Below are 15,185 nucleotides of genomic sequence, written 5' to 3'. Positions count from 1 at the left end.
AGGCAAGCCAGCTCCCACAGGGGATTGCATTCCAAATGTGGGAGCTGGCTTGCCTGCGATGGCGTCAATCCAGTCGCCGTCAAATTTCCAGTTCGACCTCGCCCAGCCGCCCACCGTGCGGGCCAAAGCTACGCTCCAGCATCCTGCGCGTGCCATCGGCATTCACAATCAGCGCCGTACTCGCCCGTGTCCCATAACTGGGGCTGGCGATAAACACACTCGACAGCAGACTCTCAGTAGCCAACCCCACGCCGGTATCGGGCAGGTCAGCAAATGGCACCGTCTGCGTATCGCTCAAAATCTCCAGTAACGCCTCCGGCTGCGGATTCTCCAGCATTGCGCTCAACGCCGCCTTGGCCTTGACCAGCTTTGGCCATGGGGTATCCAGCCCGGCATTGGATAGCCCGTAGATCCCCGGCGCCAGCAATGTAGGCTGGGTGTCATTGGCGTTGTAATGCCACAGCTCATCCCGCGTGCCAATCAGCAGGTTAAACCCGGCATATTCAATCGAGCGTCCGTTAACGTCGGCTAAATAATCGTCAATGGGCAGGGAACCGCTGAGAAATCGCGCAACCAATTCACCACGGGACTTGCGCGCCGGTGGCTGGTGCGGGTCGCGGATATTGGTCAACGCAGCAAAGCGCCCATCAGCGTTGACCCCAAGCCAGGTGCCCCCGGCTTCCTGATCGCGGCCGGCATAGATCTGTGGCGCATCCGGCCATTGGGCCAGCGGCAGGCTGGGGCGGGCGTAAAACTCATCGCGGTTGGCCGCGACGATCAGCGGTTGGGCATGGCCCGGTCGCCAGGCGAAAACAATCAGGCACATTGGGAGATCCCTTGTGTGTTTTTCCCAACTCTACCCACAGAACCGCGAGCGTTCCATCGCAACGAAGTTGGGCCGCGCACCTTCCATCCGTTAACATGCCGGGCTGTTTGGTGTGTATGTGAACTTCTTAATTTGATATCGGCGCTGTAACGCAGGCTTAATCGCACCTCGGCATGGTCCGGTGCGTCATGACTAAATGTTTTAACGAGGAGTCGCAATGCTGCCTTACCCGCAGATCGACCCGGTGGCCCTGGCCATCGGTCCGCTGAAAATCCACTGGTACGGGCTGATGTACCTGATCGGCATCGGCGGTGCCTGGCTGCTGGCTTCCCGGCGCCTGAACCGGTTCGACCCGACCTGGACCAAGGAGAAGCTCTCCGACATGGTGTTCTGGATGTCGATGGGGGTGATCGTCGGCGGGCGCCTGGGGTATGTGCTGTTCTACGATTTGTCGGCCTATATCGCCAATCCGACGCTGATCTTCGAAGTGTGGAAAGGTGGCATGGCCTTCCATGGCGGGTTTATCGGCGTGATGATCGCCGCCTGGTGGTTTGGCCGCCGTAATGGCAAGTCGTTCTTCCAGCTGATGGACTTCGTCGCACCGTTTGTGCCGATCGGCCTGGGCGCTGGGCGCATTGGTAACTTTATCAACGCCGAGCTGTGGGGCAAGCCGACTGACGTGCCGTGGGCGATGGTGTTCCCGCCGTTCAGCGATCCGGCGCAGCTGCCGCGCCACCCGTCGCAGCTCTACCAGTTCGCGTTGGAGGGTGTGGCACTGTTCCTTATTCTCTATATCTTCTCGCGCAAGCCACGCCCGACCATGGCTGTGTCGGGCATGTTTGCGCTGTTCTATGGGATCTTCCGCTTTATCGTCGAATTCGTACGGGTACCGGATGCGCAGTTGGGCTACCTGGCGTGGGGCTGGCTGACCATGGGTCAGGTCCTCAGCCTGCCGATGATCCTCGCGGGCCTGGGCATGCTCTGGTGGGCGTACAATCGCCCGCAGCCGCTGAAGAACGCCGCGCTTTAAATTCGAATGCCGTGGCCCTTGCTTGAAGGGCCGCGGCTTCAACGATACGGGTAACCACATGAAGCAATATCTCGAACTGCTGCACGACGTCGTGACCAATGGCCTGACCAAGGGCGACCGCACGGGCACCGGCACCAAGGCTGTGTTTGCGCGTCAGTATCGGCATAACCTGGCCGACGGCTTCCCGCTGCTGACCACCAAGAAGCTGCACTTCAAAAGCATCGCCAACGAACTGATCTGGATGTTGAGCGGCAACACCAACATCAAGTGGCTCAACGAAAACGGTGTGAAAATCTGGGATGAGTGGGCCACCGAAGACGGCGACCTGGGCCCGGTCTACGGCGAGCAGTGGACCGCCTGGCCCACCAAGGATGGCGGCACGATCAACCAGATCGACTACATGGTGCACACGCTCAAGACCAACCCCAACAGCCGGCGCATCCTGTTCCACGGCTGGAACGTCGAATACCTGCCGGACGAAACCCAGAGTCCCCAGGAAAACGCACGCAATGGCAAGCAAGCCCTGCCGCCGTGCCACCTGCTGTACCAGGCGTTCGTGCATGACGGTCATCTGTCGATGCAGCTGTATATCCGCAGCTCCGACGTGTTCCTGGGCCTGCCGTACAACACCGCCGCGCTGGCGTTGCTGACCCACATGCTGGCCCAGCAGTGCGACCTGATCCCCCACGAGATCATCGTCACCACCGGCGACACCCACGCCTACAGCAACCACATGGAACAGATCCAGACCCAGTTGGCGCGTACGCCGAAAAAACTGCCGGAGCTGGTGATCAAGCGTAAGCCTGCGTCGATCTACGACTACAAGTTCGAAGACTTTGAAATCGTGGGCTATGACGCGGATCCAAGCATCAAGGCAGAAGTGGCGATCTAAAGCCTGTTGCGGGAAGAAACTGTGGGTGCTGGCTTGCCTGCGATAGCGGAGTGTCAGGCGACATCAGTGTTGCTGCTCCACCCTATCGCAGGCAAGCCAGCTCCCACATGGGTTGCGCGTTCGCTTGAGTTTAGTGGCCGTGGCTTCTGCCCACGTGCGAAGGCTCGGCCTCGCTGGCCGCAATCCCTCCGCTGACTTCCAACTGCTGCAAAATGCCGCACTGTTCCCCACCGCCGCAACGTTGGCGCAGGTCCAGCAACTGCTCCTGCAAGGCCAGCAACCCATCGATCCGCGCTTTCACGTGGTGGATATGCTCGTCGATCAACGTATTCACGCTTTCGCACTGGTCCTGGGGGCTGTCGCGCAGCCCCAGCAGGCTGCGGATTTCCTCGAGGGTCATGTCGAGGCTGCGGCAATTGCGGATAAAGGTCAGCCGCTCGGTGTGTGCCTGGGTATAGACCCGGTAGTTGCCCTCGGTGCGCGCCGGCGGCGGCAGCAGGTTTTCCTTCTCGTAATAACGGATGGTTTCCACCGGGCAATCGGTGAGTTTGGCCAGTTCGCCGATCTTCATCGCAGCAATCTCCAAATGGGTGCTTGACCCTATAGTGGCTACAGGGTCTTTACTTGGCAACAGGCACCTTTACGGACGCGACCTGATGAGCCACTCCATGCATACCCCGCACAAGCACGACCACAAGCATGATCACGATCATGACCACGGCCATGATCACAAACATGACCATGGGCCCGCCAAACTCACGCCTGTGGATAACCACGGCCATTCCGGCTCCTGCTGCTCCGGCGCTGCCGGGCCCGCCGTGGTGACCCTGAGCGAAGCGCCCACCGCCGGCTCGCGCCTGAGCACCTTCCGCATCGAAGCCATGGACTGCCCCACCGAGCAGACGCTGATCCAGAACAAACTGGGCAAGCTCGCCGGCGTGCAGCAACTGGAATTCAACCTGATCAACCGCATCCTCGGCGTCACCCACGACCTGCCGAGCACAGCGCCGATCATCGATGCGATCAAGTCCATCGGCATGCAGGCCGACCCTATCGAAGAAGGCAGCCCCGCCGCCGCACCGCCAGCCAAGAAGCATTGGTGGCCATTGGCGGTATCCGGCGTGGGTGCCTTGGGCGCCGAAGTGCTGCATTTCACCGGCGTAGCCCCGACCTGGGTGATCGCGCTGGTGGCGCTGGTGTCGATCCTCAGCGGCGGCCTCACCACCTACAAAAAGGGCTGGATTGCCCTGAAAAATCTCAACCTGAATATCAACGCGCTGATGAGCATCGCAGTGACCGGCGCGATCCTGATTGGCCAGTGGCCGGAAGCGGCGATGGTGATGTTCCTGTTCACCGTGGCCGAGTTGATCGAGGCCAAGTCCCTGGACCGGGCGCGCAATGCCATCAGCGGCCTGATGCAGATGACGCCGGAACAGGCCACGGTAAAACAGGCCGACGGTTCGTGGATGGAACAAGAGGTCAAAAGCATTGAGCTTGGTGCGATCGTTCGGGTAAAGCCCGGCGAGCGTATCGGCCTGGACGGTGAGGTCACTGCCGGTCAATCCACCATTGATCAGGCACCGATCACCGGGGAAAGCCTGCCGATTGAAAAGACCATCGGCGACAAAGTCTTCGCCGGCACCATCAACCAGGCCGGCGCCCTGGAGTACAAAGTTACTGCGGCGGCCAACAACTCGACCCTGGCGCGGATCATCCACGCCGTGGAACAAGCCCAAGGCGCACGAGCGCCGACCCAGCGGTTTGTTGATAGTTTCTCGAAGGTCTACACCCCGGCAGTTTTCCTGTTTGCCCTGGGCGTGGCGGTGATTCCGCCGTTGTTCATGGCTGGCGTGTGGTTTGACTGGATCTATCGCGCCCTTGTGCTTCTGGTGGTGGCCTGCCCGTGCGCCTTGGTGATCTCCACGCCGGTGACCATCGTCAGCGGTCTGGCCGCGGCGGCGCGTAAAGGCATCCTGATCAAGGGCGGCGTGTACCTGGAAGGGGGCTACAAGCTCGACTACCTGGCCCTCGACAAAACCGGCACCATTACCCATGGCAAGCCGGTGCAAACCGATTACCTGCCGCTGTTTCCCAACCTCGAAGACAGCGCTCCGGCCCTGGCTGCCAGTTTGGCCGGGCGCTCCGACCACCCGGTGTCCCTGGCAATTGCCAATGCGGCTGTGGATAAAAACCTGTCGACTCACGCTGTGGATAACTTCCAGGCCCTGGCCGGGCGTGGTGTGCGTGGTGATATCAACGGCCAGACCTATCACTTGGGTAACCACCGTCTGGTGGAAGACCTCGGCCTGTGCTCTCCAGCGCTGGAAGAAAAGCTCTTCGCCCTGGAAAAACAAGGCAAGTCCGTGGTGCTGCTGCTGGACAAATCCGGCCCGCTGGCGCTGTTTGCCGTGGCCGACACCGTCAAGGACAGCAGCCGCGAAGCTATTGAGCAATTGCACGACCTGGGCATCAAGACCCTGATGCTCACCGGTGACAACACTCACACCGCCCAGGCGATTGCCCGTCAGGTTGGCATCGACCAGGCCCAGGGCGACTTGCTGCCCACCGACAAGCTGCAGGCTATCGAAACCCTTTATGGTCAAGGCCACCGGGTGGGCATGGTCGGCGACGGTATCAACGACGCCCCGGCCCTGGCGCGGGCCGAGATCGGCTTTGCCATGGCCGCGGCGGGCACTGACACCGCTATCGAGACCGCTGACGTAGCGCTGATGGACGACGATTTGCGCAAGATTCCGGCTTTCATTCGGTTGTCGCGGCAAACCTCGAGTATCCTCAAGCAGAACATCGCCCTGGCGCTGGTGATCAAGGCGATCTTCCTGGCGGTGACATTCATGGGCATGGCGACTATGTGGATGGCGGTCTTCGCCGACATGGGCGTGAGCCTGCTGGTGGTATTCAACGGCCTGCGCCTGTTGCGCAAATAAAGGATGAGAGGGTGGTGTGCTGAGTGCTGAGTTAAAGGCGTTTTTCATGGTCGCCCGCCTGGGCAGCATTACCCAGGCGGCGAAGAAACTCGGCCTGAGCCAGCCCACGGTGACCACCCAGATTCGTAACCTGGAAAGCCAGTACGGCGTTGAGCTGTTCTATCGCGGCGGCCGCCGCCTCACCGTCAGTGACGAAGGTGCGCGGTTGCTGCCGATGGTCAAGGCGCTGTTGCAGCAGGAAGCGGATATCGAGTTTTTCCTGCGCAACAACGGCCAGGTCCAGGGTGCGCTGCGGATTGCCGCGACGGCACCCTATTACATTCTCGATCTGGTCAAAGCCTTTCGCGAGCGCCTGCCGCAAGTGGAGGTATCGGTGGAAATCGGCAACTCCCAGCAGGTGCTCGAAGCGTTGGATGATTACCGCGTCGATGTCGCCGCGTCTTCGCAATTGCTGGAAGACCCGCGCCTGATCCGCCGCGTGCTGGGCACCGACCCGCTGGTGCTGGCGGTGCATCGCAACCATCCGTTGGCCAAGCTCGATCATGTGCCGTTGAGCGCACTGGCCGGGCATACGCTGCTCATGCGTGAGGCGGGCTCCACCACCCGCCGGCTGACCGAAGAGATGTTGCAGGGCTCTGGCGTGGGTTATGGGCCTTTGCTGGAGATTGGCAGCCGTGAGTCGATCCGTGAGGCGGTGCTGCGCAATATCGGCATCAGCATCATTGCCCGCCAGGAAGTGCCCCATGACCCGCAGTTGCGGGTGCTGACCCTCGAGAATGCGCCGCAGATTCCGGAGTATCTGTATTGCCTCAAGGAGCGCAAAGCTGCGCGGCTGCCTGCGGCTTTCCTGGGGTTGGCGCAGGAGATGTCACCTCTCTGAACATTGATGGCGGCTTTCAAATGGCCATCGCAGGCAAGCCAGCTCCCACATTTTGATTTGTGAACCTATTCAAATGTGGGAGCTGGCTTGCCTGCGATAGCGGCCGCGAGTCCTACACAAATCCACCAATACCACTATCACCCCATTTTGCCTTTCTGCCACACCACCTACGCATTGCTCCCCTAGCATGGCCTTCATCCGTTCGATGAGGTGCCTTGCATGAACACAGCCCTGACCCAACCCGGCGCGCCCATGAAGGTGCGCGGGATCCAGAAACGCTTTGGTGCTTTCACCGCGCTGGACAATGTGTCCCTGGACGTCGCCGCTGGCGAGCTGGTGTGCCTGCTGGGCCCTTCCGGCTGCGGCAAGACCACGCTGCTGCGCTGCATCGCCGGCCTGGAACGCCAGGACAGCGGCGAGCTTTACCTGGGCGAGCGTGACGTTTCCCTGCTGCCACCGCAGGCGCGGGACTACGGCATCCTGTTTCAGTCCTACGCGCTGTTCCCCAATCTCAGCGTGGAAGCGAACATCGGCTATGGCCTCACCGGCAGCGGCCGTGATGAAGTACGCAAGCGCGTCGGGCAGATGCTTGAGCTGGTCGGGCTGCTCGGCAGCGAAAAGAAATACCCCGGCCAGCTCTCCGGCGGCCAACAGCAGCGGGTAGCCCTGGCCCGTGCATTGGCGCCGGCCCCGTCGCTATTGCTGCTGGATGAACCGATGTCAGCCCTCGATGCCCGTGTGCGCGAGCACCTGTGCGCTGAACTTCGCCAACTGCAGCGGCGCCTGGGCATCACCACCTTGATGGTGACCCACAACCAGGACGAAGCCATGTTGATGGCCGACCGCATTGCCGTGATGAACAACGGCAAGGTCGAGCAGTACGCCACGCCCCAGGAAATCTACGACCGCCCGGCCACGCCGTTCGTGGCCGAGTTTGTGGGGCAGGGCAACTGGCTGCCGTTCAGCCGTAACAGCGCCAGCCATGCCCAGGTTGGCGGCATGAAGATGCGCCTGGCCGACGATGCAGGTATCGCCCAATCTGGCCGTTTGTTCTGCCGCCCGGAAGCCATCAGCGTCAACCCGCCGGTGCATGAAGAAAACCTGTTCCCGGCCAAGGTTCGCGAGATCACCTTCCTCGGCAACCGCTGCCGCATGAGCTTTGAGCTGGAACAATTGCCGGGCCATCCGTTGCTGGCTGAACTGGCGCCGGAAGCGATGCCGCGCCTGGGCGCCCAGGACATCTGGGTGGCGTTGCCGCCGCGCAGCCTGCAGGTGTTTGCCTGAGATGGCGGTTGTCATGGCATTGCCGATAGCGCGCCAGGTATCCCGCGCCGAGTGGGGCGACCGAATTTTCGTGGTCGGCGGCAAATGGCTCTGGCTGGGCCTTTTGGTGGTGGCGGTGTTGCTGCCGCTGCTGGCAATCTTCTGGCGCGGCTTCAGCAGCGAAGCCGGGCAGGGCGGAGGCCTGGCGGCCGCACGGGAACTGCTGACGAGTGCCAACTTCCACTGGTTGCTGGGCAATAGCCTGAAAGTTTCCCTTAGCGTGGCGGCCATCGTCGTACCGCTGGCCTATCTGTTTGCCTACGCCCTGCAACGTACGTTGATTCCCGGCAAGACCGTCTGGCGCGGTTTGTCATTACTGCCGTTGATGGCTCCGTCGATGCTGCCGGGCATCGCGCTGGTCTATCTGTTCGGCAACCAGGGCCTGCTGCGCGGCTTGCTCTCGGACAATATCTACGGCTTCTGGGGCATTGTGCTCGGTGAAGTGATCTACACCTTTCCCCATGCCTTGATGATCTTGCTCTCGGCGTTGTCCCTGGCGGATGCACGCTTGTTCGATGCGGCTTCGAGCATGGGCGCCAGCCCGGCCCGGGCATTTCGCAGCGTTACCTGGCCGGCCACGCGCCAGGCGGTGTTCGCCGCATTCTGCCTGGTGTTCACCCTGACCATCACCGACTTTGGCGTGCCTGTGGTGGTCGGCGGCGACTATCAGGTGTTGGCGCTGGAGGCCTACAAGGCCGTGGTGGGCCAGCAACAGTTCGGTCGCGGCGCGTTGATCGGCATGGTATTGCTGCTGCCGGCGCTGTTCAGCTTCGGCGTGGATGCCTGGTTGCGCCGTCGGCATGGTGACTCGATGAGCGGCCGCGCCCAGGTGTTCCAACCGTCACCCTCGCGCTTGAGGGATGCGTGCTACCTGGCCATCGTGCTGCTGATCTGCGCGGTCTTGCTGCTGGTGTTCGGCATGGCGGTGTACTCCTCGCTGGTAAAATTCTGGCCATACAACCTGTCGCTGTCGCTCAACCACTACCAGTTTGAAGACACTGCCGGCGGCGGCTGGCTGGCCTATCGCAACAGCCTGACCATGGCGCTGTGCACGGCGCTGATCGGCAGCGTGCTGATTTTCACCGGCGCCTACCTGATGGAAAAAACCCAAGGCCAGAAAAACTTGAACCTGGCGCTGCGCATGCTCAGCTTCGTGCCGATGGCCGTGCCGGGGTTGGTCCTGGGGCTGGGCTACGTGTTCTTCTTCAACCTCAACGGCAACCCGTTGCATGTGTTCTACGGCAGCATGGCGTTGCTGGTGGTGTGCACCATTGCGCACTACCTGACCACCGCGCAGATGACCGCCACCACCGCCCTGCGCCAGCTGGATGCCGAATTCGAAGCTGCCGCGCTGTCCCTCAAGGCGCCTCTGTACCGCCATTATCTACGCGTTACGGTGCCGATCTGCCTGCCGGCGCTGCTGGACATCCTGCGCTACCTGTTTGTATCCGCGATGACCACCGTGTCCGCCGCGATCTTCCTCTACAGCCCCGACACCATCCTCGCCGCCGTCGCCGTGCTGAACATGGACGACGCCGGCAATGTGGGCGGCGCCGCGGCCATGTCGTCCCTGATCCTGTTCACCTCAGGCAGCGTCTCGCTGCTGTTGGCGTGGGCCTCACGTGGCGCGCTGCGTCGCTCCCAAGCCTGGCGCCAGATCGCGCCCGGCCAATAAACAAACCTGAAGGAGGTGCTCCATGTTCAAGCCCCTGGCGCTGGTCGCTGCGGTACTCACGGCATTCAGCCTGAATGCCTTCGCCAAGACCGAGTTGACCGTGTACACGGCCCTTGAAGCCGAGCAATTGAAGACCTACAAAAAAGCCTTCGAGCAGGCCAACCCCGACATCGAGATCAAGTGGGTACGCGACTCCACCGGCATCATCACCGCCAAACTGCTGGCCGAGAAAGACCGCCCGCAGGCTGACGTGGTGTGGGGTTTGGCTGCCTCCAGCCTGGCAATCCTTGATCAGCAAGGCATGCTCGATAACTACGCGCCCAAGGACCTGGACAAGATCGGCAAAAACTACCGCGACGCCGCCAACCCGCCGGCCTGGGTCGGCATGGACGTGTGGGCCGCAACCATCTGCTTTAACACCGTCGAAGCCCAAAAGCAGGGCCTCACTAAACCGGTGAGCTGGCAGGACCTGACCAAGCCTGAGTACAAGGGCAAGATCGTGATGCCCAACCCTGCGTCCTCCGGCACCGGCTTCCTGGATGTCAGCGCCTGGTTGCAGACCTTCGGCGAGAAGCAAGGCTGGCAATACATGGACGATCTGCACCAGAACATCGGCCAGTACGTTCACTCCGGCTCCAAGCCATGCAAGCTGGCGGCGTCCGGTGAGTTCCCGATTGGTATTTCCTTCGAGTATCCGGCGGTTCAACTCAAACGCCAGGGTGCCCCGTTGGACATCATCCTGCCGAAAGAGGGGCTGGGCTGGGAGATTGAAGCCACCTCTGTGATCAAGGGCAGCAGCCATGCCGATGCGGCGAGAAAACTTGCCGACTTCTCCGCCAGCCCGGCGGCGATGGAGCTGTATAAGGAAAACTTCGCCGTGCTCGCCCAACCGGGTATCGCCAAGCCGCAGACCGAATTGCCGGCGGACTATGAGCAGCGGTTGATCAAGAACGACTTTGTTTGGGCTTCCAGGAACCGTGACAGCATCCTGGCCGAATGGCGTAAGCGTTATGACGGTAAGTCGGAGAAGGTAGCCGGTCAGTAGGACTTTCGTTAGGGCTGATGGCCTCATCGCAGGCAAGCCAGCTCCCACATTTTGATGTGTGAACCCGTTCAAGTGTGGAAGCTGGCTTGCCTGCGATAGCGGCCTCAAGGAAAGGAACATCATGTCATGACACAACACAGCGATTTACTGATCGTCGGTGCCGGCATCCTCGGCCTCTCCCACGCCTATGCCGCCGCCAAACGCGGCCTCAAGGTCAAGGTGTTCGAGCGCAGCGCCACCCCCCTGGGCGCCTCCGTACGCAACTTCGGCCAGGCCCTGGTCACCGGCCAACCACCGGGGCCAATGCTCGACCTGGCGCGGGAAAGCCGCGAAATCTGGGGCCACTGGGCGCAAGCGGCGGGCCTGGCGCTCAAACGCAAGGGCTCTTACCTGTTCGCCCGCACCGAAGCCGAAGAGCATCTGCTCGAAGCCTTCTACACCGGGCGAGCGCAGGAATATGGCTACAACGTCGAGCTGCTGCAGGGCGCGGCCATGAACAACCTGTACGCCGGCCAGTTCCGCCATCACCGCGCCGCACTGCATGGCAAGGACGATCAGCAACTGTATTCCCGCGAGGCCATCCCGGCGCTGATCCATTACCTGAGCCAGGCGCTCAACGTGGGGTTTCATTTCTCCACCCTGGTGCGCGAGGTTGAACCGAGCCAGTTGCACAGCACGGCGGGCAGCTTTCGCGGCGACCAGATCATCGTCTGCTCCGGCCACGATTATCAGACCCTGCTGGCCGACGCCATCGCCGCGCTCAACCCGCAAACCTGTCGCCTGCAAATGCTGCGTGCCCGGCCGGTGGTCAACCTGAACCTGCAACATGCCTTGCTCACCGGCCTGAGCTGCGTGCACTACGGCGCCTTTGCCGACCTGCCGCAAGCGGCCGCGGTGCAGGCGCAGATCCTGCGCGAAACGCCGCACCTGCATGAACACGGCATTCACCTGTTGATCAGCCCTACGCCCCATGGCGAGTTGATCATCGGTGATTCCCACCATTACGACAGCGATCCGTCGCCCTTCAATGCCGAGCAGGTGGATGACTGGCTGATCGAACTGGCGCAGCAGACCCTGGGTTGCAAGGTTCAGGTGGTCGAGCGCTGGCAGGGTGTCTACGGTTCGCGCGGGCCTGGGCCGTTTTCGTTTGTGCAGGCGGCACCCGGCGTCAGCGCTGCATTGATGCACACCGGCGTAGGCATGAGCGTGGGGCCGGCGATGGCCGAGCGTAATATCAGCACACTGTGGGGCGCGACGCGATGAGCCCGGAACAGGCGATTACCCAGGTGTTTGGCTTGTACGAGCAACATGGCACGGCTGACTACATCGGCGAGCCGGTGTCGCAAATCGAGCACATGTCCCAGGCCGCGCAATTGGCCATGGCCGAAGGTTTTGACGACGAGGTGGTGCTGGCGGCGTTTTTCCACGACATCGGCCATCTCTGCGGCCAGGGCGGCGCGAACATGGGCGGTTATGGCGTGGTCAGCCACGAGCGGCTGGGCGCCGATTACCTGCGCCGCGCAGGCTTCAGCGAACGCCTGGCCAGGCTGGTGGAATACCACGTCCAGGCCAAGCGTTACCTGACCTTCAGCCAACCGGACTATTTCGCCCGCTTGAGCGAAGCCAGCCGTCGCACCCTGGGTTATCAGGGCGGCGTCATGAGCGCCGAAGAGGCCCGGGCCTTTGAGCAAGACCCGTTGTATGCCGTGAGCTTGCGTATGCGCCACTGGGACGAGCAGGCCAAGCAAATGCAGGTGCCGATGCTGGACCTTGAGGTGCTTAAGGCCAAGGCCCGGCAGGTGCTGATGACTGCTTAGGTCTCGTCGAGGCGCATGGCAAGGGCTTCGACCTGTTCTTGACGCTCGGCCTGGCTTAGTTTGGCGTGGGGATTGAGGGACGACCATTGCGGATAGGCGCGGGCCTTGTTCAAGGCGTCGGGCAGTTTGCCCTCGCGCCAGGTTTTGTCCTGGGGTGTGTCGACCTTGATGCTGTGCATTGCCGCATGGCCGCGCAGGTTCAGGGCCTTGAGCAACTGGCGCTGGCGCAGGGCGAGCAGGCGCAGCACGCTGTCATCGACGGTGAGTTCGCGTTGGCCCTTGATCTTGCCCATCAGGCGGCTGCCGTAGCTGCGCGCGGTTTGCAGCGCACCGCCGGCAATCGCGCCCGCCAGGGCAGCAGCGCCCAGCGTCAGGCCGCCGACCAGGAGGTCCACGCCCGCACCGGCGGCTGCGCCGGCGGCGATCCCGCCACCCACCCGCACGCCCAGTTGCTTGAGGGTTTCGGGGTTGAACAGGTCGTCGCCCCAGCGCCCGTCCAGCAGTGGCAAGTCGCTGGCGGCGGCGTCCTGAGGGCGGAAGCCGAACAGTTTGAGCAGGGCTTCGACGCACTTTTGCTCGCGCTGGCGCACGGCCTTGCGTAAATCGCTGATGGCTTGAGGCTCATCCTCGGTTGTCACACTGCGCCGGCAGGCGGCGCAGTCGATCAGCAACTCGGCGATCAGCCGTGCGGCGCTTTGCTGGCGAGCCTGGCGCTGGGCCTCTTGATCGAGGATCAGGCGCTCCAACTGTGGCCGTGAGTTTTCCAACAGCAAGGCCAGGCTTTCATACAGCCGGCGTTCGCCGTCTTCGGGCGGTGCCACGCTGTCGAAACGCACCAGCGCATGCAGGCCGAGGCGGGCCAGGGCTTCGCGCCAGTCCGGTTCGCGGTGGTCACTGCTGCTGACGAAGTTGAGCACCGGCAACAACGGCTTGCCACAACTGGCCAGCACCTGCAGCTCGTCACGGTACTTGGCCAGTACCGGTTCGCGGGCGTCGATTACATACAGGCCAGCGTCCGATGCCAGCAGTTGGCGCAACACCTTGGCTTCCTGTTCGAAACGCTGGCGCGCCTCGCTGCCTTCCAGGAAACGCGCCAGCCGCGCAGGGCCATCCAGGCGTTCGCCGGGGCGGTCGAGGCGCTCCAGGTAATCGAGCAGGGCGATGGCGTCTTCCAGGCCGGGGGTGTCGTACAGCTCCAGCAAGGCTTCGCCATCTACCGATAGGCGCGCACCTTCCACATGTCGCGTGGTACTGGGGCGATGGGACACTTCGCCAAAGCCGACATCGCGGGTGAGGGTGCGCAACAGTGAGGTTTTGCCCACGTTGGTATGGCCGACCACGGCGAGTTTCAGCGGTTTAGTCATGACCGGTCTCCAGCCAGCTCAGCGGCGCACAATCGGCAAACGACACTTCAAGCTGTTGCAACGCGGCATGCCAGTCGCCCAGGCGCTCGGCGTCCAGCGCCTGGCCCGGTGGTGCCTGCAGCAGCCATACGCGGGTGGCGGTGGCGCTGCGTGCCAGCTCGGCGATCAGCGCCAGGCTGCCACGGTCCGGCGAGCGGCGCGGGTCGCAGGCGATGGTCAGGCGTGCGGGCGGGAAGCGGCTGAGTTGCTCCAGCAGTTTGTTACGCGATTCGCGGCTGTCGAGGATGCCGGCCGTCTTGACGTTGGCGGGCAGTTTGGGTGGCCAAGGGTGTTGGTCGTCGAGTTCGATGGCGACCAGCAAGGCGCCGTCGCTCTCCAGCTCGCTCACGCCGCCGCTGATCGGGTGCAACTGCTCGGGCGCCGCATCGTTGACCCCGAGGCGCTCGCTGCTGGGCATCAGGCGCTCGCGCAGTTGGGCGTAGCCGGGCAGGTTGATGTCCAGGCCCAACGCTGCGCGCCCGCGCTTCCATCGCCACAGGCACAGCAGGGCAAGGATCAACCGCGGCAGCAGGCCGTAGACCAGCAGCACACCCACCAGCCAGGCGGCCCAGGCCTGGCGGGCGCTTTCGATATTCAGCGCCGAATCGCCGCTGGCACGGATCATCTCCACGGTGGGCACATTGAAACCCAGCAGAGCAGGGAGTGTGCCCAGGGCCTGGGTCACGGCGACAAAGGTATCGGCGCCGAGAATGGTGGTTTCCCACACAAAGCCGTAGCGACGGGTGGCGAGCAAGGTCAGCAGGATCACCAGGGCGCTGAGCAAGGCCAGCAACCACAAGCTGTTGACCAGCACACCCACCGCCCAGCGATTGAGTTTTTGCCGCTGCAGCAACAGCAACAGCGCCGGGGCCAGTTGCGCGGCCTTGGCGTCACGCGCCAGTTTCTCGCTGAGCCACAACCACAGCCGGCCAAGGCTGGCGCTGTGTTCGCCAGCAAACAGCAGGCCCACGGCCCAACTGATCAGCAAGATCAGGTTCAGGCCGAGCAGGCTGCCCAAGGCCCAGAACACATTCACCGGGGCCAGGCCATTGCCCAGCGCGGCGAACGCCAGACCGGCGCCGCTGATGACGGCGACCACCGCCAGTAACACCAGCGCCAGGCGTGCGCCTTGCAGCCAGCGGCTGAGCGCGGCGGTCAAGCCATCGCGTTCGGCCAGGTGCAGCGCACGCTGCTGGATGCGCGTCGGCAGGTCACCACCGGCCGTGCGGGCCAGGCGGTTGGCTTCCAGGTCTTCCAGGGGGCCGGCGTGTTCTTCACGCAGGCGCACGGTTTCTGTCAGCCAGAGTTTGTGCAGGGGGTTCAGTGCAGTCACGCGCCATCCTGTTGTT

At 62.7% G+C, this 15,185-nt stretch carries 13 protein-coding genes; 9 read left to right on the top strand and 4 right to left on the bottom strand.

Annotated elements, in window-relative coordinates; translation table 11 throughout:
- Window positions 1-79 precede the first annotated feature (79 nt).
- Window positions 80-826, bottom strand: a complete 747-nt coding sequence (locus tag TU73_RS23445) for an NRDE family protein (RefSeq protein WP_057014208.1) — start codon at window positions 824-826, stop codon at window positions 80-82.
- Window positions 827-1,043: 217 nt separating this feature from the next.
- On the opposite strand from TU73_RS23445, the gene lgt reads away from it, so the two are divergent.
- A complete protein-coding gene (lgt, locus tag TU73_RS23440) occupies window positions 1,044-1,856 on the top strand; it encodes a prolipoprotein diacylglyceryl transferase (protein WP_043047005.1) in 813 nt (270 codons plus the stop codon).
- Window positions 1,857-1,914: 58 nt separating this feature from the next.
- Window positions 1,915-2,748 carry a thymidylate synthase gene (locus TU73_RS23435; RefSeq protein WP_057014207.1) on the top strand — a complete coding sequence of 278 codons (834 nt, stop codon included), beginning with the start codon at window positions 1,915-1,917 and terminating at the stop codon, window positions 2,746-2,748.
- A gap of 130 nt (window positions 2,749-2,878) precedes the next feature.
- Here the strand turns inward: TU73_RS23435 and cadR are convergent, their stop codons facing one another.
- Window positions 2,879-3,319, bottom strand: coding sequence for a Cd(II)/Pb(II)-responsive transcriptional regulator (gene cadR / locus TU73_RS23430; protein ID WP_057014206.1), 441 nt, complete (start codon window positions 3,317-3,319; stop codon window positions 2,879-2,881).
- A gap of 85 nt (window positions 3,320-3,404) precedes the next feature.
- On the opposite strand from cadR, the gene TU73_RS23425 reads away from it, so the two are divergent.
- The 7 genes from TU73_RS23425 to TU73_RS23395 all read left to right on the top strand — a co-directional run bounded on the left by TU73_RS23425 (window position 3,405) and on the right by TU73_RS23395 (window position 12,433).
- Window positions 3,405-5,693 (top strand): heavy metal translocating P-type ATPase, encoded by a 2,289-nt coding sequence (locus tag TU73_RS23425; RefSeq protein WP_057014205.1) that lies wholly within the window; start codon window positions 3,405-3,407, stop codon window positions 5,691-5,693.
- A gap of 16 nt (window positions 5,694-5,709) precedes the next feature.
- On the top strand, window positions 5,710-6,573 hold the full coding sequence (locus TU73_RS23420; RefSeq protein ID WP_057014204.1) for a LysR family transcriptional regulator: 864 nt from the start codon (window positions 5,710-5,712) through the stop codon (window positions 6,571-6,573).
- 219 nt (window positions 6,574-6,792) lie between these two features.
- Entirely contained in the window at window positions 6,793-7,857 is a 1,065-nt protein-coding gene (locus TU73_RS23415; protein WP_057014203.1) for a putative 2-aminoethylphosphonate ABC transporter ATP-binding protein, read from the top strand.
- A 1-nt stretch (window position 7,858) separates the two neighbouring features.
- Complete coding sequence (locus tag TU73_RS23410; RefSeq protein ID WP_057014202.1) at window positions 7,859-9,571, top strand: putative 2-aminoethylphosphonate ABC transporter permease subunit; 1,713 nt, start codon at window positions 7,859-7,861, stop codon at window positions 9,569-9,571.
- Window positions 9,572-9,593: 22 nt separating this feature from the next.
- Window positions 9,594-10,616, top strand: coding sequence for a putative 2-aminoethylphosphonate ABC transporter substrate-binding protein (locus TU73_RS23405; RefSeq protein ID WP_057014201.1), 1,023 nt, complete (start codon window positions 9,594-9,596; stop codon window positions 10,614-10,616).
- A 126-nt stretch (window positions 10,617-10,742) separates the two neighbouring features.
- Window positions 10,743-11,879, top strand: a complete 1,137-nt coding sequence (locus tag TU73_RS23400) for a TIGR03364 family FAD-dependent oxidoreductase (RefSeq protein ID WP_057014200.1) — start codon at window positions 10,743-10,745, stop codon at window positions 11,877-11,879.
- Window positions 11,876-12,433 (top strand): phosphonate degradation HD-domain oxygenase, encoded by a 558-nt coding sequence (locus tag TU73_RS23395; protein WP_057014199.1) that lies wholly within the window; start codon window positions 11,876-11,878, stop codon window positions 12,431-12,433. Before TU73_RS23400 ends, TU73_RS23395 begins: the two co-directional genes overlap by 4 nt.
- Here the strand turns inward: TU73_RS23395 and TU73_RS23390 are convergent.
- Together TU73_RS23390 and TU73_RS23385 are read right to left on the bottom strand one after the other, a co-directional pair.
- A complete protein-coding gene (locus TU73_RS23390) occupies window positions 12,430-13,797 on the bottom strand; it encodes a DUF3482 domain-containing protein (RefSeq protein ID WP_057014198.1) in 1,368 nt (455 codons plus the stop codon). The two genes, TU73_RS23395 and TU73_RS23390, sit on opposite strands and share 4 nt — an antisense overlap.
- Window positions 13,790-15,169: a DUF2868 domain-containing protein gene (locus TU73_RS23385; RefSeq protein WP_057014197.1), complete on the bottom strand. Its 1,380-nt coding sequence runs from the start codon at window positions 15,167-15,169 to the stop codon at window positions 13,790-13,792. The genes TU73_RS23390 and TU73_RS23385 overlap by 8 nt, the downstream gene beginning before the upstream one ends.
- Window positions 15,170-15,185 lie beyond the last annotated feature (16 nt).

Source organism: Pseudomonas libanensis, from assembly GCF_001439685.1.
Taxonomy (GTDB): Bacteria; Pseudomonadota; Gammaproteobacteria; order Pseudomonadales; family Pseudomonadaceae; genus Aquipseudomonas; species Aquipseudomonas libanensis.
Note: the sequence above shows the minus strand (reverse complement) of the source record. Positions and strands in the feature narration are given on the sequence as shown.